This window comes from Streptomyces sp. NPDC040432 (assembly GCF_055595445.1).
In genome coordinates, this window is sequence record NZ_JBVIVP010000004.1 from 36,131 (window position 1) to 60,234 (window position 24,104).

Here is a 24,104-nt window from a genome sequence, read left to right on the forward strand (position 1 = left end):
CCGTTGCGACCCGGTGGGAATCAGGTCTTCTGGCGGAACTTGCGGACGGCCAGCGGCATGGTGATCGCCGTGATGGCGACGGACCAGGCCAGGGTCATCCACACCGAGTTGCCGAGCGGCGTGCCGTTGATCAGGGCGCGGGCGGCGTCGGCCAGGTTGGACAGCGGGTTGTAGTCGGTGAAGCTCTGCAGCCAGCCCGGCATGGTGTCCGGCTTGGCGAAGATCGAGCTGCCGAACTGGAGCGGCATCAGGACCAGCATCGCCATGCCCTGGACGGCCTGCGCGGTCTTCATCGTGAGACCCAGCAGGATGAAGATCCACATCAGCGAGGCGCCGAAGACGACCGACAGACCGACGGCGAAGAACAGGTCCAGGACCGAGCCGTCGATCGACAGGCCGAGGATGAATCCGACGCAGAGCAGGATCGCGATGGCGATCAGCATCCGGCCGATCTCGACGACGATCTTCGCGAGGAGGACCGACGACCGGGCGATCGGCATGGACCGGAAGCGGTCCATCACGCCCTTCTTGAAGTCGTCGTTGACCCCGGTGCCCACGGCCATGGCGATGTTCATCCCCATCATGGCCATCAGACCGGGGACCAGATAGCTGACGTACGCGCCCTGGTTGCCCTTGCCGGAGACCGCGCCGCCGAAGACGAACACGAACAGCAGCGTGAAGATGATCGGCATGAACAGGACGTCGAACATCGACTCGGGGTCCTGCTTGATCTGGAGGGCGTTGCGGCGCACCAGGGCGCCGATGTGCCGCAGGTTGGCCCGCAGGCCGATCCGGCCCTCACCGGCCGGTACGACCGCCGGAGCCTGGGCGGACGCGGTGTCGGCGGGCTGCTTCGTCGTGGTTACGGTGCTCATGCCGCGACCTCCTGATTCCGCTCGGTCTTCTCGGTGGTGACGGACTCCTCGGCGGAGGACGGCTTCTGCCCGGTGATGGACAGGAAGACCTCGTCGAGGCTGGGCAGGTACGTGCCGAGGTCGGCGATCGCGTACCCGCGGGCGGCCAGCAGCCCGACCACCGCGGTCAGCTGCTCGTCGCTCAGGATCGGGACCAGCAGCGCGCCCTCGTCCGGCACGGCCTGCGAACCGGCGATGCCGTCCAGACCGGCCTCCGCGAGGGAGCGGGCCATGCCCGGCAGGTCGGACGGGTCCACGGGACGGACCCGCAGGGTGCGGCCCCCCACGCGGGCCTTCAGCTCGTCGACCTTGCCGTTGGCGATGACCTTGCCGCGGTCGATGACCGTCAGCTCACTGGCGAGCTGCTCGGCCTCCTCCATGTACTGCGTGGTCAGCAGGACGGTCGCGCCCTCGGCGACCAGCCGCTGGACCTCGTCCCACACCTCGTTGCGGGTGCGGGGGTCGAGACCGGTGGTCGGCTCGTCCAGGTAGAGGACGGCCGGGTTGCCGATCAGCGACGCGGCCAGGTCGAGCCGGCGGCGCATGCCACCGGAGTAGTTCATGGCGGCCTTCTTCGCCGCCTCGGTCAGGGAGAACCGCTCCAGCATCTCGTCCGCGCGCAGCCGGGCGTCCTTGCGGGACAGGTCCAGCAGGCGGCCGATCATGTAGAGGTTCTCCCAGCCGGAGAGCTTCTCGTCGACCGAGGCGTACTGCCCGGTCAGGCCGATGGTCCGGCGCAGCTGCCGGGGCTGGCGGACCACGTCGTAGCCGGCGACCCGGGCGGTTCCGGCGTCCGGGACGACCAGGGTGGACAGGCAGCGCACCAGGGTCGTCTTGCCCGCGCCGTTGGGGCCGAGGACCCCGAGGACGGTGCCCTCGCGGACATCGAGGTCCACACCGTCGAGGGCCTTGGTCTCGCCGTAGTGCTTGACCAGACCCCGCACTTCCACGGCGTTGGGATGGTTGTCGTTTCGCGTCATGCCCACCATGGGACCATCCGCCACTGACAAAGCCCCTACAAGCGTCCGACAGGCGGACGACGGCCCGCCGACATCCGTGTCGGCGGGCCGTCGGGCCGGGCGTGACCTTCAAGGACCGCCTCAGTGGAAGGCGTGCTCCGCCTGCGGGAAGGACCCGCCGACGACGTCCTCGGCGAAGGCCTTCGCCGCGTCGGTCATCGTCTTGCGGAGGTTGGCGTACTGCTTCACGAACCGCGGCATCTTCCCGCCGGTCAGACCCATCATGTCGGTCCACACCAGCACCTGCGCGTCGCACTCCGAGCCCGCGCCGATGCCCACGGTCGGGATGTGCAGGGACCGGGTGACCTCGGCGGCCAGCTCGGCCGGGACCAACTCCAGGACCACCGCGAAGGCGCCCGCGTCCTGGGCGGCCTTCGCGTCGCGCAGCAGCTGGTGCGCGGCCTCGTCGGTGCGGCCCTGCACCCGGTAGCCCATGGCGTTCACGGACTGCGGGGTCAGACCCAGGTGGGACATGACGGGGATGCCGGACTGCACGATCAGCTCGGTCTGGGCCAGCGAACGCTCGCCGCCCTCCAGCTTGACGGCCCCGACCCCGGCCTCCTTGACCAGCCGGGTCGCGCTGCGCAGCGCCTGCACGGCGCCTTCCTGGTAGGAGCCGAACGGCAGGTCGCCGACGATCAGGGCCCGGCTGGTGCCCCGTACGACGGCCGCCGACAGCAGGGTCATCTCGTCCATCGTCACGGGGACGGTGGACTCGTAGCCGAGGTGACAGTTGCCCATCGAGTCGCCGACGAGCATGACCGGGATGCCGGCCTCGTCGAACACGGACGCGGTCATCGCGTCGTAGGCGGTGAGCATGGGCCACTTCTCGCCGCGTTCCTTGGCGAGGGTGAGGTCGCGGACGGTGATGCGGCGGGTGCCCGCACCCCCGTACAGGGTCGGAGAGGCCTCGCGGGCAGGCGAAACGGCATGCGACATTGCAACTGCTCCTTGTGTCATCTCGAGGCGCCCTCACGGCGTCCCCGGACTCACCCACCATGGTGGCACCCGTCCGGCCCACGACGGAAGTGCCGCGGAGGGCGGCGGATGACCGGTCCGTCACACTCCTGCTGCGGCTCAGGGCGCGCCCGAGCCAATGTGCGCGTTTCGTGACAAGCGGAACCCTTGCCGCACGGCCGTTCGTCCCTCCGGTCGTACGGCCGTGAAGGACGGCACCGAAGGCTCCGTGCATCGCCTAGGGTCAAGGGGCGGGGACGGAGCGCGAGCACGGCAGCGAGGACATGGGCATGGCACAGGCGTACATGACGGAGACGGGGAACGGCGGCTCCGAGCCGGGGCCCTCGCGAACCGGTCTCGGGCGCCGGCTGGCCGGACTGAGGCACGACCGGGGCATCTGGAAGCGCGGCATCGTGACCGCCTCGCTGGCCGCCGTGACCTCGCTGGTCATGATCCTGCACGCGGAGCTGCCGAACGACGTCGGCAACCTGGGCAGCCTCACCGAGACCTTCCTGCCCTGGCTGGGCCTGATGGTGCCGGTGCTGCTCGTCGCGGCGGTGATCCGCAAGTCGGCCACCGCGCTGATCTCGATACTGCTGACCACCGTGGTCTGGGCGAACCTCTTCGGTGGTCTGGTCACCGACAAGTCAGGCGCCGGCGGCAACCTGATGGTCGCCGCGCACAACGTCGACGCCGACAACCTCGACCCGCTCGGCACCGCCGAGTCCGTGGCGAAGTCCAAGGCCGACGTGCTGGCGCTGACCGAGCTGAAGGCGAGTGCCGTCCCGATATACGAGAAGGCCCTGGCGGACACGTACAAGTACCACGCCGTCGAGGGCACCGTCGGAGTGTGGAGCAAGTACCCGCTGACCTCCAGCAAGCCCGTCGACATCCGCCTCGGCTGGGTCCGGGCCATGCGCACCACCGTGGCCGGTCCCACGGGCGCGATCGGTGTCTACGTCGCCCACCTCCCCTCGGTACGGGTCAAGCTCAACGCCGGTTTCACCGCGAACCAGCGCGACAACAGCGCCGACGCGCTGGGTGCGGCGCTCGCCGCCGAACCCCTGCGGAAGGTCATCCTGCTCGGTGACCTCAACGGCACCATGAACGACCGGGCCCTGTCCGAGGTCACCTCGCAGATGCGTTCCACCCAGGGCGCGGCGGGCGACGGCTTCGGCTTCAGCTGGCCCGCGCAGTTCCCGATGGCCCGCATCGACCAGATCATGGTGCGCGGCATCAAGCCGGAGGCCTCCTGGACCCTGCCGCGCACGGGCAGCGACCACCTGCCCATCGCGGCCCGCCTCACCGTCCGGCCGTAGGGCCTGTCGTCGAACTCCCGTCTGCCTCGCGGCGACGACGGGACTTCGACGCCAGGCCCCAGTGGTGGCCGTGGCGCCCGCGGCCGTGGCCGCGAGCGCCGTCCCGGTCGGCGCGGCCGTGCCTACGCCTGTTCGCGCCAGCCGTTGGTGATGGGCAGCCGGCGGTCCTTGCCGAAGCCCTTCGCGGAGATCTTCGTGCCCGGCGGGTACTGCCGGCGCTTGTACTCCGCCGTGTCGACCATCCGCAGGGTCCTGGCGACCAGCTCGCGGTCGAAGCCGGCCGCGACGATGGCGTCCAGCCCCTGGTCGCGGTCCACGTACAGGTCCAGGATCGCGTCCAGCACCGGATAGTCCGGCAGGGAGTCCGTGTCGACCTGGCCCGGGCGCAGTTCGGCGCTCGGCGGCTTCAGGATCGAGTTCTCCGGGATCGGCGGGATCTCGCCGCGCTCGAATGCGGCCCGGTTGCGGTACCGGGCGAGACGGAAGACGTCCGACTTGTAGACGTCCTTGATCGGGCCGTACGCGCCGACGGAGTCCCCGTAGAGGGTGGAGTAGCCGACCGCCAGCTCGGACTTGTTCCCCGGGGCCAGCACGAGGTGGCCCTCCTGGTTGGAGACGGCCATCAGCATGGTGCCGCGCAGTCGGGACTGGAGGTTCTCCTCCGCCAGGCCGGTCAGGCCCAGCGAGCCCATGTAGGCGTCGAACATCGGCTCGATCGGCACGGTCCGGAAGTTCAGCCCGGTCCGCTCGGCGAGCCCGGCCGCGTCACCCCGGGAGTGGTCCGAGGAGTACTTCGACGGCATCGAGATGCCGTACACGTTCTGCGGGCCGACCGCGTCGCAGGCGATGGCGGCGACGAGCGCGGAGTCGATGCCGCCCGACAGGCCGATCAGGACCGACCGGAACCCGTTCTTCCTGACGTAGGCGCGCAGGCCCACGACGAGCGCGTCGTAGATTTCCTCGTCGTCTTCGAGGCGGTCCGCATAACCGCCGGGGACGACGGGCTCGTACGGTTCCACCGGCTCCTCGGACAGGACGACGCGGTCGATCCGCAGGCCGTCGCCGACGACGCCCTCGGGGGCGTCCGGCGAGGCGGCCGGGAGCTCCAGGTCGACCAGCACGCAGCCCTCGGAGAACTGCGGGGCGCGGGCGACGACCTGCCCGGAGGCGTCGACCACGATCGAGTCGCCGTCGAAGACCAGCTCGTCCTGGCCGCCCATCATGGCGACGTAGGCGAGGGTGCAACCGGCCTCCTGGGCCCGCTTGCGGACCAGTTCGAGGCGTAGGTCGTCCTTGTTGCGCTCGTACGGGGAGGCGTTGACGGAGATCAACAACCCGGCTCCGGCGGCACGGGTGGCCGGGACGCGGCCGCCGTCCTGCCACAGGTCCTCGCAGATGGCCAGGGCCACATCGATGCCGCGGACCCGGACGACCGGCTGGGTGTTGCCCGGCACGAAGTACCGGAACTCGTCGAAGACGCCGTAGTTGGGGAGGTGGTGCTTGGCGAAGCGCAGCACCACCCGGCCGCCGTGCAGGACGGCGGCCGCGTTCTCGGGGGAACCGGCGGGCCTGCCGAGGCGGGGCACGGCCTGCTCGGTGCGGTCGAGGTAGCCGACGACCACCGGCAGCTCGCCGAGGCCCTCCGCGGCGAGGCGCTCCGCGAGCCCGCGGAGCGCCTCGCGGGAGGCCTCGACGAAGGAACCGCGCAGGGCGAGGTCCTCGACGGGGTACCCGGTCAGCACCATCTCCGGGAACGCCACGAGGTGTGCGCCCTGCTCGGCGGAGTGCCGGGTCCAGTGGACGATCGAGTCCGCGTTGGCGGCGATGTTGCCGACGTGCGCGTCGATCTGATTCAGAGCGAGACGAAGTTGAGGCACGCCGCCCACTCTAATCGTCTTTCTGACGCGATGTCCTGTGGTCCGGGCATCCGGGCCCCGTCGGCGTCAGCCGATCGGGCCGCTGAACTTCACGTCCCGCAGCATGACGCCGGGGGAGATCACGGCGTCGATGCGCGTGGCGCCCTCGGGGATCTCGTAGGCGATCGTGCCGGTCGCGGACCGGCCCGGTTCGATGGTGCCCTCGACGTGCTGCGGCATCCGGACGTCGTAGACGACCTCGCCCTCGTTGCCCTTCTCGTCCTTGATGTCGGGCACGGCGTAGATGACCTCGTGCGGCTTGTTCGTGCCGTTGGTGATGGTGAGCGTCAGCTGCACGGCGTTGCCGACCTTGAAGACCTTGCTGTTGGTGACGTACTTCTTCGGCGACGACAGGCTGACCTTGATGCCGCTCGGGTACGAGTACGTCTCGCCGAACGCCAGCGGGGTGCTGATGCCGGGGCCCTCGTCGCGGGGCTTGGGCGGCAGGCTGAACGTCGGGCCGCCCGACGGCAGGGTGAAGGGTTCGTCCTCCTCCCAGTCCTCGTCGATGCTCTCCGACGTGCTCCGGGCGACGGCCACGGTGAGGAACCCGCCGGCGACGGAGGTCAGGAGGCTGACCACGCTCAGGATCGTGCCGGCGAGCGCCATGCCCTTGCGGGCGGCGCCGTGCCGGGCGGCGGCCATGGCGCCGATGCCCATGCCGAGGCCGGTGAGGCCGATGAGGGTGCCGAGCCAGAAGAAGAACGGGGCGAAGGTCACCGGGATCGCGATGATGCCGAGGGTCAGGGAGGCGACGGCGAGCCCGTTGGCGGGCGGGCCGGACGCCGGGTGGCCCGGATAGCCCGGATAGCCGGGGTAGGGCGGGTATCCGGAGGGGCCCGGGTGGCCGGGAGGGGCCTGCGGGCCACCCGGGTATCCCGGCTGACCCGGATACCCGGCGGTGGGGCCGGTCGGGGCTCCCCAGGCGTTGGCCGGCACGCCGTAGCCGCCGGCGGGCGGCGGGGGCGGGGTGAGCGGCGCGAACCCGCCGGGGGCGGGAGGCGCGAACGGGTTGTGCTCGGCGGGGGCCGCGGGGGCTTCCGCCGTCGTGGGGGCACCGAAGCCGGGGGCGGGCGGTTCCACGGGCGCGGGGGCCGGGGAAGTCGCCGGGGGAGCGTCGGGCCCGAAGTGGTCGTGCAGCGTCGGTGCCGGTACCGGAACCGGAGGGGCGGGCGCGGTCGGGGGCGCGTCCTGCGGTGTCTTGCTCAGTGAGGTGGCGGGGGCCGCCGGGGGCGCGTCCTGGGGTGTCCTGCTCAGCGACGTGGCCGGCGCGGCCGGGGGTTCGTCCTGAGGGGTCTTGCTCAGTGAGGTGGCCGGCGTCGCCGGGGGCGCGTCCTGCGGTGTGGGCTCGGTGGAGGGGGACTTCGACAGGGACGTCCGCGCCGGGGTCTCGGGTATGGGTGTCCCCTCGGCCTCCGTCGGCGGGCCGACGGAGTCGTTGGGCGGGTTCGGGGGCGTGCTCATACCGGGGCGTCCTCGGGCGGTGGGCGGGCGGGGCGTGCGCCAGCCTGTCACGACGGGGCAGCCCCACCAACCGACTTCGCCCCTCCGGTGCGGTGATCCGGGGGCGGTATCCACCGGCTTGTCTGGATCCATGGCGATCACCCGCCCCGCCGACACCCGACCCCCGGCGTCGTCCCGTGCCGGCAGTGGTGATCGCCACGCGCGGCGCGGGCAACGTCGGCGGGTGCCCGTACGTCCTACCTCCGTGGGCCCGGTCGGCCCGGTGGTACCGACCGGGGGACCGGACCCGGATCTGCTTAGGATTAGTCACACTATGCGTACAAATGGCAGCAACGGCCCCTCCGTGCGGAGCGCCTGGCCCGTCGCCACCCTGATCGGTCTCGGCGCCGCCGCCTACACCGCGTGGGTGCTGGAAGTCGTCCTCTCGACCGGCCTCAACCCGATCGAGACGTACGTCAGCGAGCTCGCCGCGCAGGACCAGCCCCTCGGCGGCCTGTTCCGCGCCACCGACTTCACCGCGGGCGTCCTCGTCCTCCTCGGCGGACTCCTCGCCCTGGCCCGGCTGGTGCGGTACGCCGAGTCGCGGCGCCCGTGGGCGGTCATCGGTTGGGCGGGCATCACGCTCTTCGGCGCGGCCACCGCCGCCGACGCCTGGCTGCCGCTCAGCTGCGCGCCCACCGTGGACCCCGAATGCGCGGCCCGCGAGACCGCCGGACTGGTCCCGGCCACCCATCAGGCCCATGCCGTCAGCAGCAGTCTCGCCATGACCGGCGCCCTCACCGGCATCGTCGCCCTCACCATCGCGGCCCGCCGCTACGGCTGGTTCGCGCCGCTCGCCCGCTACGGTCCCGCCCTCGTCGTCCTGGAGCTCCTCGCCACCGCCTGGACCCTGACGGCCATCGCCATGTTCACCGCAGGTCACGGAACCTGGGCCCTCGGCGCCGGCCAGCGGCTCCAGGTGCTGCTCGTGGCGGTCTGGCTGGGGCTGCTCGCCCATTCCGTCCACCGCGAGCGCCGGACGTGAGCGGCGGCGCCGGACGCTTCGTACGCGTCGACGGGGTCCCGCTGCACGTGCTCGTCGAGGGCCGGGGGCCGGTGTGCGTGCTGGCCGCCGGGCTCGCCATGGCCTGGTTCGACTGGGACCCGGTCGCCCGGCTCCTCGCCGACCGGGGCCGCACCGTCGTCCGCTTCGACCGGCCCGGACACGGGCTGAGCGGGCCGGCCGCGGAACCCGCGACCGCCGCCGGGGAGGCCCACCGGATCGCCGCCCTCCTCGACGCCCTCGGCCCGGTCACCGACTCCGGGCCCGTCACCGTCGTCGGGCACTCCATCGCCGGATTCCACGCGGAGGCCTTCGGCCGCCTGTACCCCGGGCGCACCGCGGCCGTCGTCCTCCTCGACTCCAGCGTCGAGGAGCACCCGCGCGCGCTGCTGCCCGCCGCGCTGCGCACCGGCGCGGCCCGGGTCCTCGGCCGGGCGGTGACCGTCGCCGGGCTCCCCGCCGCGCTCGGCCCGGCCGCCCGCGGCCTGGTCGTACGGGCCTCGCGGACCGGTGGTGGCGACCCGGCCCCGCCGGACCTCGTACGCCGCTGCTACCGCACCGGCCGGGTCTGGCGCGGGGCGCTGCTGGAGAACTCCCGCTACCCGGACACGGCCGCGGAGGTGGCCGCCCTGCGCGGTACGCACCCCCTGGAGGCACCCGCCACCGTCATGGTGGGTCACGTCGGGGGCACCGGGCGCACCGCACGGCGCTGGCTCGCCCGGCAGGAGGCCTTGGCCGCGCTGCTCGAAGCGCGCTTCGAGGTGGCGCAACCGTCCGGGCACCTGGTCATGTTGGACCGCCCGCACCAGGTGGCACGGGCGGTCCTGGAGGCCGCCGAGCGGCCCCGGCGGCATCGTCCGTAGCCCCGTGGGCCCGTCGGCCCCGGGGCGCGCGAGCCCGGCGCCCCCGTGCCCGATCCGTCAGCCCCGGGCGTAGACCTGCTCCGCCCAGTCGGCCACCTGCTTGTCCGAGAGGTGCCGGGCCAGGTCGGCCTCGCTGATCATGCCGACGAGCTTCTTGTCCCTGATCACGGGCAGTCGCTTGATCCGGTGGTCCTGCATCTCCTGGAGCACCTCCGAGACGTCCGCGCCCGCGTCGATCCAGCGCGGCGTCCCCTTGGCCATGTCACCCGCCGTGATCTTCGACGGGTCGTGCCCCATGGCAACGCAGCCGACCACGATGTCGCGGTCGGTCAGGATGCCGCAGAGCCGTTGCTCGGTGTCACTGATGGGCAGCGCGCCCACGTTGAGGCGGCTCATGAGCTGAGCGGCCCGGTCCAGGGTCTCGGTGGCGGGAATCCACTGGGCCCCGGGGTGCATGATCTCTCCGGCGGTGGTCATCGTGGGAACCTCCTGAGCACGCCGTCGCGGCGGGCGCGGACGCGTCCGTCCCGGCGTCCCCATCCTCGTTCGCCCGTTCGGAGTACGCGACTCCACGCGACTCCACGGGGCTCGACGAGGCTCGACCCGACCGGGCCCGACGCGGGAACGGAAACGCCCGTACGGATGGGAGACCGTGCCTCCTCACCCGTACGGGCGCTCGTGGGCGAGCCGTACGCGTCAGCCGCGCGGCGCCGCCCCGCGCTGCTTCAGCATGTCCGCCATCAGGGTGAGCTCGGACTGCTGGGCCTCGACCATGCCCCGGGCCAGTTCCCGCTCCGCCGGGGTCTGGCACTGGTGTGCACAGCCCTCCGCCATCGCGACGCCGCCCTTGTGGTGGTCGGTCATCAGCTGGAGGTAGAGCACCTCGGCGTCCCGGCCGGCGGCGGCGCCGAGCCGCGTCAGCTCCTCCTTCGTGGCCATGCCCGGCATGATCGCCCCGGATCCGGCGGGGGCCGAGGCGTGCCCGGAGTGCCCGCCGTGCCCCCCGTCCTCGGCGGTCCCCATCCAGGACATCGGCGGCTCGTCGGCCACCACCTTCGGCAGCCCCCACAGGTCCAGCCAGCCCAGCAGCATGCCGCGCTGGTTGGCCTGGGTGTTGGCGATGTCGTAGGCGAGGGTGCGGACGGGCTCGTCCTGCGTGCGGTCACGGACGACGAACGACATCTCGACCGCCTGCTGGTGGTGCACCGCCATGTCCCGGGCGAACCCCGCGTCGGGGGAGTGCAGCCCCGGGGTGCGGGCCGCGTCGCCGCCGCCCGAGCCGCTCGCGGTGGCGACCGTGGCCCCGACCGCGAACAGCACGGCCAGGACGACGGCCGCGCCCGCGGCCCAGTACGTACGGTTCACTTGCCGGTCAGCCCGTTCGTGCAGGCCGCGCCCGGCTCGGGGGTCTGCGCGCCCATCACGTACTTGGTGAAGAACTGCTCGACCCGGGGGTCGGCCGCGCTCTCCACCGTCACCTGCTTGCCCCACGCGCTGAGCATGATCGCGCCGGTCTGCTCCTTGACCGGGCTCATCAGCGTGTACGGGAGCTTGCGCACCTTCTCGGACAGCTTGTCGAGGTCGGCCTTGGGAGCCTTGTCGTTGTACGTCACCCAGACCGCGCCGTGCTCCAGCGAGTGGACGGCGTTCACCTCGGGGACCGGCTCCGTGTAGACGTCGCCGTTGCAGTTCATCCAGCGCGGGTGGTGGTCACCGCCGACGGGCGGGTTCATCTCGTACTTCACCGGCGTCTCGACGTGGTTGCGGCCGAGCTTCTTCGCGTCCCACTCCTGCTCGCCGCTCACCGGGTTCTTGATGGCGGAGGCCTTGGCCTTCGCGGTCGCCTCGTCCTTCTGCTTCTGGTCGATCAGCACCCACGCGCCGAAGCCGACGAGTCCGGCGACGATCGCCGTCGAGGCCGTGATGGCGATGATCTTGTTGCGCCGGTCGCGTGCTTTGTCGGCGCGGCGCATCTCGGCTATGCGCGTCTGGCGGGAGTGCTGGTCGGACGTCCTGCTGGCCATGTGCCCTGGTTCCTTCTGGTGAGGGGGGTGTCGGGGTCGAGCCTGTGGTGCGGTGCGGTGCGGAGCGGGACCCGTCAGGTCCGCAGCACTTGCAGGGCGTGCAGGTCGGGGGCGCGGGCGAGCGTTCCGGGAGGGCGGACCGGCCCCACCGGCGCCGTACGGGCGGCCACATCGGACCCGGCCCCCACGAGCGCCACCGCGGGCGGCGGCGCCGGCAGCACGGCCGGCGTCACGCGGGACAGCGGCGAGCAACCCGGCAGGTCGTACGGGGACACGCAGACGGCGTGCGCGGACTGCGCCCGTACGGGGTCCGGCGCGTGCGCGTCGGCGGGCCGCACGCACAGGAAGGCCATCACGGCCGCCACCCCGAAGGCGATCAGCAGCACGACGGCGGCACGACGCACGGGCCGACGCCCGCGGTCCCCGCGCCCTTCGTGCTCCCCAGCCCCCATGGGCGCCGATGGTAATGCTCATGACCGGCCCACGGTCAGTGCGGGGTGTCATCACCTTTCGGGGGTGCGTAATGTGGCGGAAACCACCGCCGGCGATACTGGGCCGGCCCGACTGTGCCCACCCACTCCTCGGGGCGGTGGTGCACAGGCCGTCTGAACTGCGAGGATGAAGCCATGGACAAGCAGCAGGAATTCGTCCTCCGGACGCTTGAGGAGCGCGACATCCGCTTCGTGCGCCTGTGGTTCACCGACGTACTGGGCTTTCTCAAGTCCGTCGCTGTCGCACCCGCCGAACTGGAGCAGGCCTTCGACGAAGGCATCGGTTTCGACGGCTCCGCGATCGAGGGCTTCGCCCGGGTCTACGAGTCCGACATGATCGCCAAGCCGGACCCGAGCACGTTCCAGATACTGCCGTGGCGCGCCGAGGCCCCCGGGACGGCCCGGATGTTCTGCGACATCCTCATGCCGGACGGCTCCCCGTCCTTCGCGGACCCCCGCTACGTCCTCAAGCGCATCCTCGCCAAGACCTCCGACCTGGGCTTCACCTTCTACACCCACCCGGAGATCGAGTTCTTCCTGCTGAAGGACAAGCCGCTGGACGGGTCCCGTCCGGTACCCGCCGACAACTCCGGCTACTTCGACCACACCCCGCAGAACGTCGGCATGGACTTCCGCCGGCAGGCGATCACCATGCTCGAATCGATGGGCATCTCGGTCGAGTTCAGCCACCACGAGGGCGCCCCCGGTCAGCAGGAGATCGACCTCCGCTACGCCGACGCGCTCTCGACGGCCGACAACATCATGACCTTCCGTCTCGTCATGAAGCAGGTCGCCCTCGAACAGGGTGTCCAGGCCACCTTCATGCCGAAGCCGTTCTCCGAATACCCGGGCTCGGGCATGCACACCCACCTGTCCCTCTTCGAGGGCGACCGCAACGCGTTCTACGAGTCGGGCGCCGAGTACCAGCTCTCGAAGGTCGGCCGCTCCTTCATCGCGGGCCTGCTGCGGCACGCGGCGGAGACGGCGGCGGTCACCAACCAGTGGGTCAACTCGTACAAGCGGATCTGGGGCGGATCCTCCCGCACCGCCGGCTCGGGCGGCGAGGCCCCCTCGTACATCTGCTGGGGCCACAACAACCGGTCGGCCCTGATCCGCGTCCCGATGTACAAGCCGGGCAAGACGGGCTCCTCGCGCGTCGAGGTCCGCTCGATCGACTCCGGCGCGAACCCGTACCTGACGTACGCCGTCCTCCTCGCGGCGGGCCTCAAGGGCATCGAGGAGGGCTACGAACTCCCGGCGGGAGCCGACGACGACGTCTGGGCCCTCTCCGACGCCGAGCGCCGCGCCATGGGCATCGAACCCCTCCCGCAGAACCTCGGCGAGGCCATCTCCCTGATGGAACGCAGCGAACTCGTCGCCGAAACGCTGGGCGAGCACGTCTTCGACTTCTTCCTGCGCAACAAGAAGCAGGAGTGGGAGGAGTACCGCAGCGAGGTCACGGCCTTCGAACTCCGCAAGATGATGCCGGTGCTGTAGGCGCAGTTCAGCGCCACTGTCGGAATCTTCCGACACCTCGGGCCGACGGTCGATGACCGCCGGCCCGAAGTCGTTTTCGCGCTCCCGGGCCGTCCGTGGGCCGCCTCCCGACCACGGACCGGACCTTTCGGGGCGGGTTCGTGTGCGCCCCGCCGCCGAACGAGCCGATCCACCCGAGCCTTCCGTGAGCGGCGGAGCCCGGAAGGGCGCGGCCGGTCGATGCGGCGGAACGGAGTTCGGTGCCGGCGCCGTTGTTCGGGTGGGTGGCGGTCCCCTCCCCGGCGGCCCGGCCGCCTTCCCGAGGGATCCTTCCGCGCGGGGAGTTGACGGCGCGGTGGGGCAAGTGCCGGAATGTGACGGGGAGTCGCCGGCGCCCGGCGTCCGGCCGGTGTCGGCTTCACGGGTACGGGCTTCGTTCGTGCGGGCGGGGCCGGAGCGGGAAGGTGCTTCGATGATCACTCTCGCCGTGGTCGGTGCCGGTCAGCGGGGAACGGGGTACGCGGCCTGGGCGCTGGAACATCCGGAGCGGGCCCGGGTCGTGGCGTTGGCAGAGCCCCGCAAGGTCCGGCGGGACCGGCTCGTCGCCGCGCACGGGCTGGAGGCCGACGCGGCGGTCGACGACTGGCGGGTGCTGGCGGCCCGCGGCCGGGTCGCGGACGCGGTGCTCGTCTGCACGCTGGACCGCGACCACCTGGAGCCCGTACTCGCGTTCGCGGCGCTCGGCTGCCACATCCTGCTGGAGAAGCCGATGGCGCTGACGGAGGCCGATTGCCGGCGCATCGTCGCCGCCGCGGAGGAGGCCGGGGTGATCCTCGCGGTCGGCCACGTGCTGCGCTACACCCCCTACACGCAGGCCCTGAAGCGGGTGGTCGACTCCGGTCGTCTCGGGGAGGTCGTCAGCGTGCAGCACCTCGAACCGGTGGGGTTCTGGCACCAGGCGCACTCGTTCGTCCGGGGCAACTGGCGGCGGGAGGACGAATCGACGTCCATGATCATGGCGAAGTCCTGCCACGACCTCGACTGGTTGCAGTACGTCCTCGGGCAGCCGCCGGTACGCGTGTCCAGCTTCGGTCGGCTCTCCCACTTCCACGCCGGGAACCGGCCCGCCGGCGCCGCCGACCGCTGCCTGGACTGTTCGGTGGAGGCCACGTGTCCGTACTCCGCACCCAGGGACTACGGTGACCGGCTCGCCGCCGGCCGGCACGGATGGCCGCTGAGCGTGGTGATCGACGAGTTCACCCCGCGGGCCCTGGAGGTGGCGCTGCGGGAGGGGCCGTACGGCCGGTGCGTGTACGCCTGTGACAACGACGTGGTCGACCACCAGGTGGTGTCCATGGAGTTCGGCTCGGGGGCCACGGCCACGTTCACCATGACCGCGTTCACCGAACAGGCCGACCGTCGGACCCGTGTCTTCGGGACCCGCGGCGAACTGCGGGGCGACGGCCGGCAGGTGCGGGTGTACGACTTCCTGACCCGCCGCGAGGAAACCGTCGAGGTCGACGTCGAGGGGACCGCGGACGCGGGCGGCGGTCACGGCGGCGGTGACGCCGCGCTGATGGACGCCTTCGTCGCGTCCGTCGCCGCGGGCGACCCCGACCTCGTCAGGTCCGGGCCGCGGGAGTCCCTCACCAGCCACCTGACGGTGCTGGCGGTCGAACGCGCACGCCGTGCCGGCACCGTCGAGACCGTGCCTCCGCCCGACGGCGCGTCCTGACGGCCGGGGTGCGTCAGGCCTTCGGCAGGGCCGCCGTCGCGACCGCCGGGCGCCATACGGGGGCGGGGCCGACGGCGGGACCGGCGGTGGCGGTGTGGATGCGGGCGTCGAGGCCGAGGACCGCCGTCGTGACGCCGCCGCCCGCCTCCTGGACGGCCGCGGGGGCGCCCGCGTAGAGCATGCGGGACTCGGTCCAGGCGGGTGGACCGCCCACCGGGGCGGCGGCGATGGTTCCGGTGTCGGCGCGGCCCGTGACGAGGCGGCCCGCCACACCGACCGCTCCGTAGCCGGCCCGGCCGCCGGTCTCCGTGGGCGCGGACACCTGGGGCGCGCCGGGGCCCGCGGTGACCAGGGCGCTGCGGACGACGCCCGAGTCGGGTCGCCGGAACCAGAGGCGGACGCCCGCGCCGTCGGGGGTCGCCGTGAGGGGGACCGTGGTGGCGGGCAGCGCGGTGGGGAAGGGGCCGGCGAGCGGGGCCCCGGGGGTGGGCTGCGTCCAGGCGAGGACGGACTTGGCGGTGCTGGCGTAGACGTGGCGCCGGCCGGCGGCGTCCAACACCGTCACCGGGTCGCTCTGCAGGTCCTCGCCGCCCAGGCGCTGCCAGTCGGTGAAGCCGCCCGACGGTTGTTGCACGCTCGCGCGCAGGGTGCGACGGGTGTCGCGGAGGTAGACGGTGAGCCGGCCCGCCGGGTCGACGGCGGCGGCCGGGGCGCTGATCGCCGAGGTGCCGGGTTCGTCACCCGCCTCGGGGGTGCCGAGTGACTGCCAGGCCGCGAACGGCCCGTCGGGGACGGTCTGGACGGCGAGGACGACCTCGCGCCGGTAGTCGGCGGCCCCGGACCCCAGGGTGGTGCGGGTGGCGAGGACCGCGATGCGGCCGTCGGGCAGGCGGGCCGTGGTGGCGCCCGGGTCGATGCCGGCCCCGGGGAGCAGGGCGGGGCCCGTCCAGGCGCCGGCGCGGTCGCGGTTCCAGACGGCCATCCGGCCGTCCAGCGCGGTGAAGGCCCACAGTCGGCCGGGGGTGCCCTCGGTCAGCCAGGAGGTGGTGTCGGCGCGGGCGTAGCGCAGCGACTGGGCCCAGTTGCGGCCGGTGGGGCTGCCGGCCACCTTGCGGTCGCCGCAGCCGGACGGGCTGCCGCAGTCCGCGCGGTCCTGCCAGGCGTAGGTCCGCAGGTAGCCGGTCTTCGTCTCGGCCGTCTGCGGGTCCAGCGAGTGCGGCAGGGCGCCGTTGTGGTAGCCGAGGTAGCTCTGGACGGAGAACCGGGGGCGGTCCGTGACCCGCTCCGCGTACGCCGCGGTGGCCGCCTGCACGAAGCGGGCGCCGTACATGTGGTCCTGGTGGTCGGTGTACTTGCCGGTGTGCTCGTACCGGCCGGGTGTCGGGTCCTGCATGCGTATCGTCGTCGGCCGGTACTGCTCCAGGACCCCGGATATCGCCTGTATCGCCTGGTCCTTGGTGTACGTGAACGGCTGTGCGACCGGGGTGCCCGAGGCCAGTTGGGCTTCGAGTGCGGGTATGTCCCCGTTCCACAGGCCGCGCAGGCTGTCCGGGTTCTTTCCGGTCGGGCTGCGCGCCTCGCGCAGTTGGAGCCAGACGAGGTGGATCTCGGGCCGGGCGACGAGGACGTCGAGCTCGGCCTCCCCGCCGCCCGCGGTCGGTATGACCGTCCGCTTCCAGGCGCTGCCGCGGTCGCCGGTGGCCATCTGGGCGTAGGCGGCGCGGATGCCGTTCTGCCGGGCCTCCGCGTAGTGGGAGCGGTCGGCCGGTTGTTCCGGGTCCTTGGCCTCGCCGCCGCGGGCCTCGTTGCGGCCGTCGGCCTCGCCCGAGGTCAGGTAGGCGGTGGTGACCCGGGTCCCGGCGGTGAGGGACCGGCTGAGGTCGGGGTTCATGAAGAACAGGTCGTCGTCGGGGTGGGCGACGACCTGCACCACCGTTCCGGCCGTGGTGCTCGCGGGGAGGAGGGGCGGCGTGCCCCGCGTCCCGGTCGCCTCGGCCGAGGTCTGTTGGCCCGAGGCGACGGCGAGCACACCGGTGGCGCCCAGGGTGAGCATGGGCAACACGGCCGCGAGGAGGAAGCGGCGGCGGGAAACGGGCATCGGTCAGCGCCTTGAGGTCGTTCCGGGGCGGGAAGAACCGCTGTTCGGTCATTGAGAGGCCAAATCGGGGGACTTGGTTCACCGATTTCGCCGATGACGCCCGCTTTCCGAAAACGACCGGGTGTGATTGTGCCTGTTGGGGCTCCCGGAGGTGCATGTGCCCGGATCCTGGACGGAGTTGACCGTGTCGGTAAAGCGAAGAACGCCCCTGGGAGGGGCGTTCTTCGCAGTATGCGCGGATTGCTGGGCTTCGGGTGGTTCGCTACGGTCCGGTGTTGCTCGGGCCGACCGGCATCCACGGCGCCAGGTAGGCGCTCGAACCGCCCGCGCCACCCGCGTCGCCGGCGCCGTCCGCACGGCTCGCGCCGTCCACCCCGCCACCGCCGCCCGGGCCGCCCGAGCCGTTCGCCGACGACGTGACGTACAGCCGCGCGTCGAGTCCGACCACCGCCAGGCTGACCAGGTTCCTGCCCGTCAACGTGCTGGACGGCGCGCCGACGAACATCAGCGGCGAGCGCTGCCACAGGTGTCCCGGGCCGAGGTCCGAGCCCAACTGCCCGCCCGACGAGCGGCCGGCGAGGAGGTTTCCGCTCGCCGTCACCGAACCGAAGCCCTGGAGTCCGCCCAGGTCGGTGAGGCCGGTCGCCCGCAGCCCGTCGCCCGCGGTCATCAGGGCGGTACGGACGTTGCCCGATCCGGGCTTGCGGAACCACAGCCGCACCCCGCCCTCGCGGCCCGCCGCCGTCAACGGCACCGTCGTCTCCGGCAGGCCGGTGGCCGTGGCCGGCCCCAGCGCGGCGCCCGGCTCCGGCTGGGCCCAGCCCGTCACCGACCGGGTGGTCGCGGCGAACACCATCAGCCGCCCGGAACCGTCCGTCGCGGTCACGGGGGTGCCGTGCAGGTCGCCGCCGCCGTGCCGCTCCCACGGCCCCCACGCGCCGTCCGCCGCCCGGGTCCGGCCGCGCAGGGTGGACGCGCCGTCGCGCACGTACACCGCCATCCGCCCGGCGCCGTCGACCGCCACGGCCGGCGCGCTGATGTCGGACGTCCACTCCTCGTCCGCGCCCTCCGGGGTGCCCAACGACTCCCACTCCCCGAACTCCTCCGAGCCGGGAGCCCGTTGCACGGCGAGGACGACCTCGCGCCGGTAGTCGGAAGGCGCCTCCCCGAAGGAGGTGCGGGTGCCGAGGGCGGCGATCCGGCCGTCCTTCAGCGTGACGGTCGATACGCCCTGGTCCATACCCGTTCCGGGGAGCAGACGCGGCCCGCTCCACCGGCCTATCAATCCGGTCCGGTGCCAGAGGGCGACCTGCCCGTCGAGCACCTTGAAGGCCCACAGGCCCTGCTGCGCGTCCGAGGTCAGCCAGGAAGTTCCGCTGCCACGGGCGTAGTTGATGGATTCGGTCCAGCGGTTGCCCGCCGGGCGGTCGGCGACCTTGAGGTCCCCGCAGCCGGCCTCGCTGCCGCAGTGGTTCTTCCGGTCCAGCCAGGCGTAGGTGTCCAGGATGTCCAGCTTCTCGCGCGCCTCGGTCGGGTCGAGGGAGCTCGGCAGCGAGCTGTTGAAGTAGCCGACGTAGTTCTGCGTCGCGAAGTGCGGCCGGTCCTTGACCTCCCGCGCGTAGGCCGCGCTCGCCAGCTGCACGAACCGGGCGCCGTAGAAGTGGTCCTGGTGGTCGGTGTACCGCTTGGTGTCCGAGGTCCGGCCGGGCGTGGGGTCCTGGGTACGGATGGTGGTCGGCCGGTAGCGGGCGAGGATCCCCACGAGGGTCCGTACGACCTGGTCCCGCGTGTACGTGAACGGCTGCTCGACGGGGGTGCCGGAGGCCAGCACCGATTCCAGGTGCGGGACCTTGCCGTCCCACAAGCCGTGCAGGCTGTCGGGGACGTCCTGGTAGACGTGGCCCGCCTCGCGCAGTTGCAGCCACACGAGGTTGACCTCGGGCTTCGCGACGAGGACGTCCACCTCGGCGTGGGCGCCGCCCACGGTCGGCACGACGGTCCGCTTCCATGGACTGCTGCGGTCGCCGGTGGCCATCTTGGCGTAGGCGGCGCGGATGCCGTTCTGCCGGGCCTCGGCGTAGGCCGGCTTGTCGGGGCGGGTGGAGGCGCCCTTGGCGGAGCCCGCGTTGACGCCGTCCGCCTCGCCGGAGGTCAGGTAGACCGAGGTCACGGGGTGGCCGGAGGCTATGGAGTACCGCAGGTCCGGGTTCATGAAGTACAGGTCGTCGTCGGGGTGCGCGACGACCTGGAGCACCCGGCCCGGGTCCGGCGCCCCGGCGGCGGTCGCGGTGGTGGTCCGGGAATCGGCGGTGGTCGGCGTGCCGAGACCGGCGATGGCCTCGTTGCCGCGCAGGACGAGCATGCTCCCGGCGACGGTGGCGGCGCAGAACGCGACCACCTTGACGATCCTGGCGAGCCGGCGGTGGTGGGCGAGGGAGTGGGCGTGCCCGTGACCGTGCCGGTGCGCGAACCGCCCCTCGGGGGCGTGCCCGTCGGACGCGTCCGGTCCGGCCCCGCCCGGCGCCGACCCGGTCGCGGCCGAGCCCGTTCCGTCCGGCCCCGGCCCGTCCTGGCCGTCGTGCGGGAGCCATGCGCAGGTGTCCGGCGCAGGTCGCGGCTCGATCACGGACGGACGGGCGCTCGGGGACGGCTCGGGAGCCGGCCGCGTTCGGGGTGCCGGGTCGGTGACCGTGGCCGCCGCCCGCGCGGCTCCCGACGCGCCGCGCGAGGCCGGTACCCGGCGGGCGTCCGGCCCGGCGAGGGCCGTCGCCACGCCGTCGGCGGGGCGACCGGGGTCGGCGGGGCAGGGGGGATCGAGGAGGGGGCGTCCTTCGGACATGGGGCTCCTCGTGGCCGGTCAGCCGGGGACCGGTCCCCTTGGCGCATAGATCTACAAGTATTCAGAAAATCCGATAATCCGCCTCATGATGTGCGCCACGGCGCGCCGGTGAATCGAACGCCGCTCCGGCTAGGCTCACCACAGACCTGGCCGGGCCACCGGCCGCGACGCACGCGGGAGGCGGCGGGATGACAGTCCCGGGACGCAGGAGCAGCACCTTCATCAGGCTGCTGCGCAGCGGTTTCACCGACCCCTCAGCCGCCGCCCGGCTCCTCGACGCCGACGCGCTGGCCTCCGTGCGCACCGACCCGGTGCTCCTCGACGCCCTCGGGGCGACCGCCGACCCGGACCTCGCCCTGCGCGGTCTCGTACGTCTCGCCGAGGCGCAGCCGCCGGACCAGCTGCCCGGGCTCCTCGACACCCTCGTCAGCGCGAAACCCCTGCGCGACCGGCTCCTCGGCGTGCTCGGCGCGTCCGAGGCGCTCGCCGACCACCTCGCCCGCCACCCCCGCGACTGGCTCGCCCTCGTCACCTACGAGGCCGCCGACCTGCACCCGGGCCTGCCGGAGTTCGAGCAGGGGCTCGCCGACGCGCACGACCCCGTCGCCCTGCGCGTCGCCTACCGCCGCTGCCTCCTGTCCATCGCGGCCCGCGACGTCTGCGGCACCACGGACGTCGCCCAGACCGCCGCCGAGCTCGCCGACCTCGCCACCGCCACCCTCCGCGCCGCCCTGCGCATCGCGACCGCCGCCGCCCCCGAGGACGCCGCCCGCTGCCGGCTCGCCGTCATCGCCATGGGCAAGTGCGGCGGCAACGAACTCAACTACGTCTCCGACGTCGACGTGATCTTCGTCGCGGACGCCGCCCCCGGCGCCGACGAGGGCAAGGCCATCCAGTCGGCGACCCGGCTGGCCTCCCACCTCATGCGGATCTGCTCCGAGACCACCGTCGAGGGCACCATCTGGCCCGTGGACGCGAACCTGCGCCCCGAGGGCCGCAACGGCCCCCTCGTGCGGACCCTCGCCTCCCACCTCGCCTACTACCAGCGCTGGGCCAAGACCTGGGAGTTCCAAGCCCTCCTGAAGGCCCGAGCCGTCGCCGGTGACCCCGCCCTCGGCGTCCAGTACATCGCGGCCATAACCCCCCTGGTCTGGCAGGCCGCCGAACGCGAGAACTTCGTCGCCGACGTCCAGAAGATGCGCCGCCGCGTCGTCGACAACATTCCCGCCGCCCAGGTCGACCGCGAGCTGAAACTCGGCCCCGGCGGCCTGCGCGACGTCGAGTTCGCCGTCCAGCTCCTCCAGCTCGTCCACGGCCGCGGCGACGCCACCCTGCACTCCGGCACCACCCTCGACGCCCTGCACGCCTTGGCCGCCGGGGGGTACGTCGGCCGGGCCGACGCCGCCCAGCTCGGCGACGCCTACCGGTTCCTGCGCGCCATGGAGCACCGCATCCAGCTCTACCGGCTGCGCCGCACCCACCTCGTCCCCGAGGACGAGAACGACCTGCGCCGCCTCGGCCGGTCCATGGGGCTGCGCACCGAACCGGTCGCCGAGCTCAACAAGGCCTGGCGCCGGCACGCGACCGCCGTCCGCCGCCTCCACGAGAAGCTCTTCTACCGGCCGCTCCTCGACGCCGTCGCCCAGCTCACCCCCGGCGAGACCAAGCTGTCCCCCCGCGCCGCCGGCCAGCGCCTCGAAGCCCTCGGCTACGCCGACCCGGTCGCCGCCCTGCGCCACCTCGAAGCCCTCGCCTCCGGCGTCAGCCGCAAGGCGGCCATCCAGCGCACCCTGCTGCCCGTCCTCCTCGGCTGGTTCGCGGACTCCGCCGACCCGGACGCCGGACTCCTCAACTTCCGCAAGGTCTCAGACGCCCTCGGCAAGACCCCCTGGTACCTGCGCCTGCTGCGCGACGAGGGCGCCGCCGCCGAGAACCTGGCCCGCGTCCTGTCCGCCGGACGCCTCGCCCCCGACCTCCTGATGCGCGCTCCCGAGGCCGTCGCCCTCCTCGGGGACCCCGAGAACCTCCGGCCCCGCACGCACGAGGCCCTGGAACAGGAGGTGCTGGCCGCCGTCGGCCGGGCCGAGAGCGGCGAGGCGGCCGTCGCCGCCGCCCGAGGGGTCCGCCGTCGCGAACTCTTCCGCACCACAGCCGCCGACATCATCGCCTCGTACGGTACGGAGGACAGCCCGGCCGAGACCGACCAGGGCACGCTCGTCGACCGGGTCGGCGAAGCCGTCTCCGACCTGACCGCCGCGACCATCGCCGGAGCCCTGCGCGCCGCCGTGCGCGACCAATGGGGCGAGACCCTCCCCACCCGCTTCGCCGTCATCGGCGTCGGACGCTTCGGCGGCCACGAGCTCGGCTACGGCTCCGACGCCGACGTCCTGTTCGTCCACGAACCCCGCGAGGGCGTCGACGAGCAGGAAGCCGCCAAGGCCGCCCAGACCGTCATCTCCGAGATGCGACGGCTCCTCCAGCTGCCCACCGCCGACCCGCCGCTGCTCATCGACGCCGACCTGCGTCCCGAGGGCCGCTCCGGCCCCCTCGTGCGCACCCTGTCCTCGTACGCCGCCTACTACCGCCGCTGGTCCCTCACCTGGGAGAGCCAGGCGCTGCTGCGCGCCGTGCCGGTCGCCGGGGACGACGAACTCGGGCGCCGCTTCATCGACCTGATCGACCCCCTGCGCTACCCCGTGGAGGGGCTCGGCGATGAGGCCGTCCGCGAGATCCGCCGGCTCAAGGCGCGGATGGAGACCGAGCGGATGCCGCGGGGCGCGGACCCGACCCTGCACACCAAACTCGGCCGCGGCGGCCTCAGCGATGTCGAGTGGACGGTCCAACTGCTCCAGATGCGGCACGCCTGGGCGGAGCCGGGCCTGCGCACCACCCGAACCCGTCGGGCCCTGTCGGCCGCCCACGCCGCCGGACTGATCCCGACCGAGGAGGCCCAGATCCTCGACGAGGCCTGGGTGCTCGCCACCCGGGTCCGCAACGCCGTCATGCTGGTCCGCGGCCGGGCCGGGGACACCTTCCCGTCCGAGGCCCGCGAGCTGGCGGCCGTCGGCCGCTACCTCGGCTACCCGGAGGGCAAGGTCGGCGAGATGCTCGACGACTACCGCCGTACGACGCGCCGCGCACGGGCCGTCGTCGACGAGCTCTTCTACGGGTCCTGACGGGGCGGGTCCCGACCCGGGCGGGTCCTGACCCGGGCGGACCCGGCCCGGGTCCGCCGGCCCCTCAGGCCCGTGCCGCCCGCAGGGCCCGGGCGTGCGCGAGGAGCGCTTCGAGGCCCAGGTCGAAGGCGGCGTCGGCGCGTCCCGGCCCGCCCGCGGCGAGCGCCGCGGCCAGCAGCGGGGTCTGCGGCGACGGCTCCCACATGGCCTCGGGGGCCGCCAGGTCCAGCGCTGAGCCCAGCACCAGGTTTTCCAGGCCGGTCAGCAGCGGCATCACCTGTTCCCGGCCGAAGCCGGCCGCGAGGAGCAGGGCGACCGCCCGTTCGTACTGGGCGAGCACGGCCGGGGCCCGTACCGGCGTGGTCATCAGCAGCGGGATGGCCCGCGGGTAGGCGGCGAACGCCGCCCGGTAGGAGCGGGCCCATTCCTCCAGCGCCCGGTCCCAGGGGGCCAGGGTCAGCGCGGCGCCGGAGATCGAGGCGCACACCCGTTCCCGGATCAGCTCCACCACCGCGGCCCGGCCGTCCACGTGGTGATACAGCGAGCCGGTCTGCACCCCGAGCGCCCGGGCGATCTGCGGCACGCTGAATTCCCCTTGTTCCGCGACCAGTTGCAGGGCGGTCGTGGCGATCCGCTCCCGGTCGAGCAGGGGGGTGCGCGGCCGTGCCATCGGTGTTCTCCCGCCGTGAGGTCTTCCCGTACGCCAGAACCGGAGGCTACATTGCCGCGAACCGAAAGCCTTTAGGTTTTCGGGTTCCCGCCGCCTGCCGT

18 protein-coding genes are annotated in these 24,104 nt (G+C 72.9%); 6 read left to right on the forward strand and 12 right to left on the reverse strand.

Annotated elements, in window-relative coordinates; all coding sequences use genetic code 11:
• Nucleotides 1-20: 20 nt before the first annotated feature.
• The 3 genes from ACZ58N_RS10465 to panB form a co-directional block, all read right to left on the reverse strand.
• Complete coding sequence (locus ACZ58N_RS10465; RefSeq protein ID WP_471157634.1) at nucleotides 21-875, reverse strand: ABC transporter permease; 855 nt, start codon at nucleotides 873-875, stop codon at nucleotides 21-23.
• Nucleotides 872-1,894 carry an ATP-binding cassette domain-containing protein gene (locus tag ACZ58N_RS10470; protein ID WP_471157635.1) on the reverse strand — a complete coding sequence of 341 codons (1,023 nt, stop codon included), beginning with the start codon at nucleotides 1,892-1,894 and terminating at the stop codon, nucleotides 872-874. The genes ACZ58N_RS10465 and ACZ58N_RS10470 overlap by 4 nt, the downstream gene beginning before the upstream one ends.
• 120 nt (nucleotides 1,895-2,014) lie before the next feature.
• Nucleotides 2,015-2,872, reverse strand: coding sequence for a 3-methyl-2-oxobutanoate hydroxymethyltransferase (panB, locus tag ACZ58N_RS10475; RefSeq protein ID WP_471157636.1), 858 nt, complete (start codon nucleotides 2,870-2,872; stop codon nucleotides 2,015-2,017).
• Nucleotides 2,873-3,180: 308 nt separating this feature from the next.
• On the opposite strand from panB, the gene ACZ58N_RS10480 reads away from it, so the two are divergent.
• Nucleotides 3,181-4,209, forward strand: a complete 1,029-nt coding sequence (locus tag ACZ58N_RS10480; RefSeq protein WP_471157638.1) for an endonuclease/exonuclease/phosphatase family protein — start codon at nucleotides 3,181-3,183, stop codon at nucleotides 4,207-4,209.
• A 122-nt stretch (nucleotides 4,210-4,331) separates the two neighbouring features.
• Here ACZ58N_RS10480 and ACZ58N_RS10485 read toward each other — a convergent pair whose 3' ends face one another.
• Both ACZ58N_RS10485 and ACZ58N_RS10490 read right to left on the reverse strand, forming a co-directional pair.
• Nucleotides 4,332-6,095: an NAD+ synthase gene (locus tag ACZ58N_RS10485; RefSeq protein ID WP_471157639.1), complete on the reverse strand. Its 1,764-nt coding sequence runs from the start codon at nucleotides 6,093-6,095 to the stop codon at nucleotides 4,332-4,334.
• A gap of 57 nt (nucleotides 6,096-6,152) precedes the next feature.
• Nucleotides 6,153-7,589 (reverse strand): DUF2062 domain-containing protein, encoded by a 1,437-nt coding sequence (locus ACZ58N_RS10490; protein ID WP_471157640.1) that lies wholly within the window; start codon nucleotides 7,587-7,589, stop codon nucleotides 6,153-6,155.
• Nucleotides 7,590-7,902: 313 nt separating this feature from the next.
• On the opposite strand from ACZ58N_RS10490, the gene ACZ58N_RS10495 reads away from it, so the two are divergent.
• Nucleotides 7,903-8,613, forward strand: coding sequence for a DUF998 domain-containing protein (locus tag ACZ58N_RS10495; protein WP_471157641.1), 711 nt, complete (start codon nucleotides 7,903-7,905; stop codon nucleotides 8,611-8,613).
• Entirely contained in the window at nucleotides 8,610-9,494 is an 885-nt protein-coding gene (locus ACZ58N_RS10500) for an alpha/beta fold hydrolase (protein ID WP_471157642.1), read from the forward strand. Before ACZ58N_RS10495 ends, ACZ58N_RS10500 begins: the two co-directional genes overlap by 4 nt.
• Nucleotides 9,495-9,551: 57 nt before the next feature.
• On the opposite strand, the gene ACZ58N_RS10505 is transcribed toward ACZ58N_RS10500, so the two are convergent.
• From ACZ58N_RS10505 to ACZ58N_RS10520, 4 genes are all read right to left on the reverse strand, one after another.
• On the reverse strand, nucleotides 9,552-9,971 hold the full coding sequence (locus tag ACZ58N_RS10505; protein ID WP_471157644.1) for a CBS domain-containing protein: 420 nt from the start codon (nucleotides 9,969-9,971) through the stop codon (nucleotides 9,552-9,554).
• Nucleotides 9,972-10,190: 219 nt separating this feature from the next.
• The gene (locus ACZ58N_RS10510) at nucleotides 10,191-10,859 is read right to left on the reverse strand and encodes a DUF305 domain-containing protein (RefSeq protein WP_471157645.1); all 669 of its coding nucleotides are present in this window, start codon (nucleotides 10,857-10,859) and stop codon (nucleotides 10,191-10,193) included.
• The gene (locus tag ACZ58N_RS10515; protein ID WP_471157646.1) at nucleotides 10,856-11,518 is read right to left on the reverse strand and encodes a DUF3105 domain-containing protein; all 663 of its coding nucleotides are present in this window, start codon (nucleotides 11,516-11,518) and stop codon (nucleotides 10,856-10,858) included. The genes ACZ58N_RS10510 and ACZ58N_RS10515 overlap by 4 nt, the downstream gene beginning before the upstream one ends.
• 74 nt (nucleotides 11,519-11,592) lie before the next feature.
• Entirely contained in the window at nucleotides 11,593-11,970 is a 378-nt protein-coding gene (locus ACZ58N_RS10520) for a hypothetical protein (RefSeq protein ID WP_471157648.1), read from the reverse strand.
• A gap of 174 nt (nucleotides 11,971-12,144) precedes the next feature.
• On the opposite strand from ACZ58N_RS10520, the gene glnA reads away from it, so the two are divergent.
• Nucleotides 12,145-13,506, forward strand: a complete 1,362-nt coding sequence (gene glnA, locus ACZ58N_RS10525; protein WP_073914665.1) for a type I glutamate--ammonia ligase — start codon at nucleotides 12,145-12,147, stop codon at nucleotides 13,504-13,506.
• Between the two features lie 451 nt (nucleotides 13,507-13,957).
• Nucleotides 13,958-15,220: a Gfo/Idh/MocA family protein gene (locus ACZ58N_RS10530; RefSeq protein WP_471157650.1), complete on the forward strand. Its 1,263-nt coding sequence runs from the start codon at nucleotides 13,958-13,960 to the stop codon at nucleotides 15,218-15,220.
• Between the two features lie 13 nt (nucleotides 15,221-15,233).
• On the opposite strand, the gene ACZ58N_RS10535 is transcribed toward ACZ58N_RS10530, so the two are convergent.
• Both ACZ58N_RS10535 and ACZ58N_RS10540 read right to left on the reverse strand, forming a co-directional pair.
• Nucleotides 15,234-17,318: a PIG-L family deacetylase gene (locus ACZ58N_RS10535; protein ID WP_471157651.1), complete on the reverse strand. Its 2,085-nt coding sequence runs from the start codon at nucleotides 17,316-17,318 to the stop codon at nucleotides 15,234-15,236.
• Nucleotides 17,319-17,580: 262 nt separating this feature from the next.
• Nucleotides 17,581-20,157, reverse strand: a complete 2,577-nt coding sequence (locus tag ACZ58N_RS10540; protein ID WP_471157652.1) for a PIG-L family deacetylase — start codon at nucleotides 20,155-20,157, stop codon at nucleotides 17,581-17,583.
• A gap of 188 nt (nucleotides 20,158-20,345) precedes the next feature.
• Here ACZ58N_RS10540 and ACZ58N_RS10545 point away from each other — a divergent pair, with 188 nt between their 5' ends.
• The gene (locus tag ACZ58N_RS10545; protein WP_471157654.1) at nucleotides 20,346-23,333 is read left to right on the forward strand and encodes a bifunctional [glutamine synthetase] adenylyltransferase/[glutamine synthetase]-adenylyl-L-tyrosine phosphorylase; all 2,988 of its coding nucleotides are present in this window, start codon (nucleotides 20,346-20,348) and stop codon (nucleotides 23,331-23,333) included.
• 64 nt (nucleotides 23,334-23,397) lie between these two features.
• Here ACZ58N_RS10545 and ACZ58N_RS10550 read toward each other — a convergent pair whose 3' ends face one another.
• Nucleotides 23,398-24,003 carry a TetR/AcrR family transcriptional regulator gene (locus ACZ58N_RS10550; RefSeq protein WP_471157656.1) on the reverse strand — a complete coding sequence of 202 codons (606 nt, stop codon included), beginning with the start codon at nucleotides 24,001-24,003 and terminating at the stop codon, nucleotides 23,398-23,400.
• Between the last annotated feature and the right edge of the window lie 101 nt (nucleotides 24,004-24,104).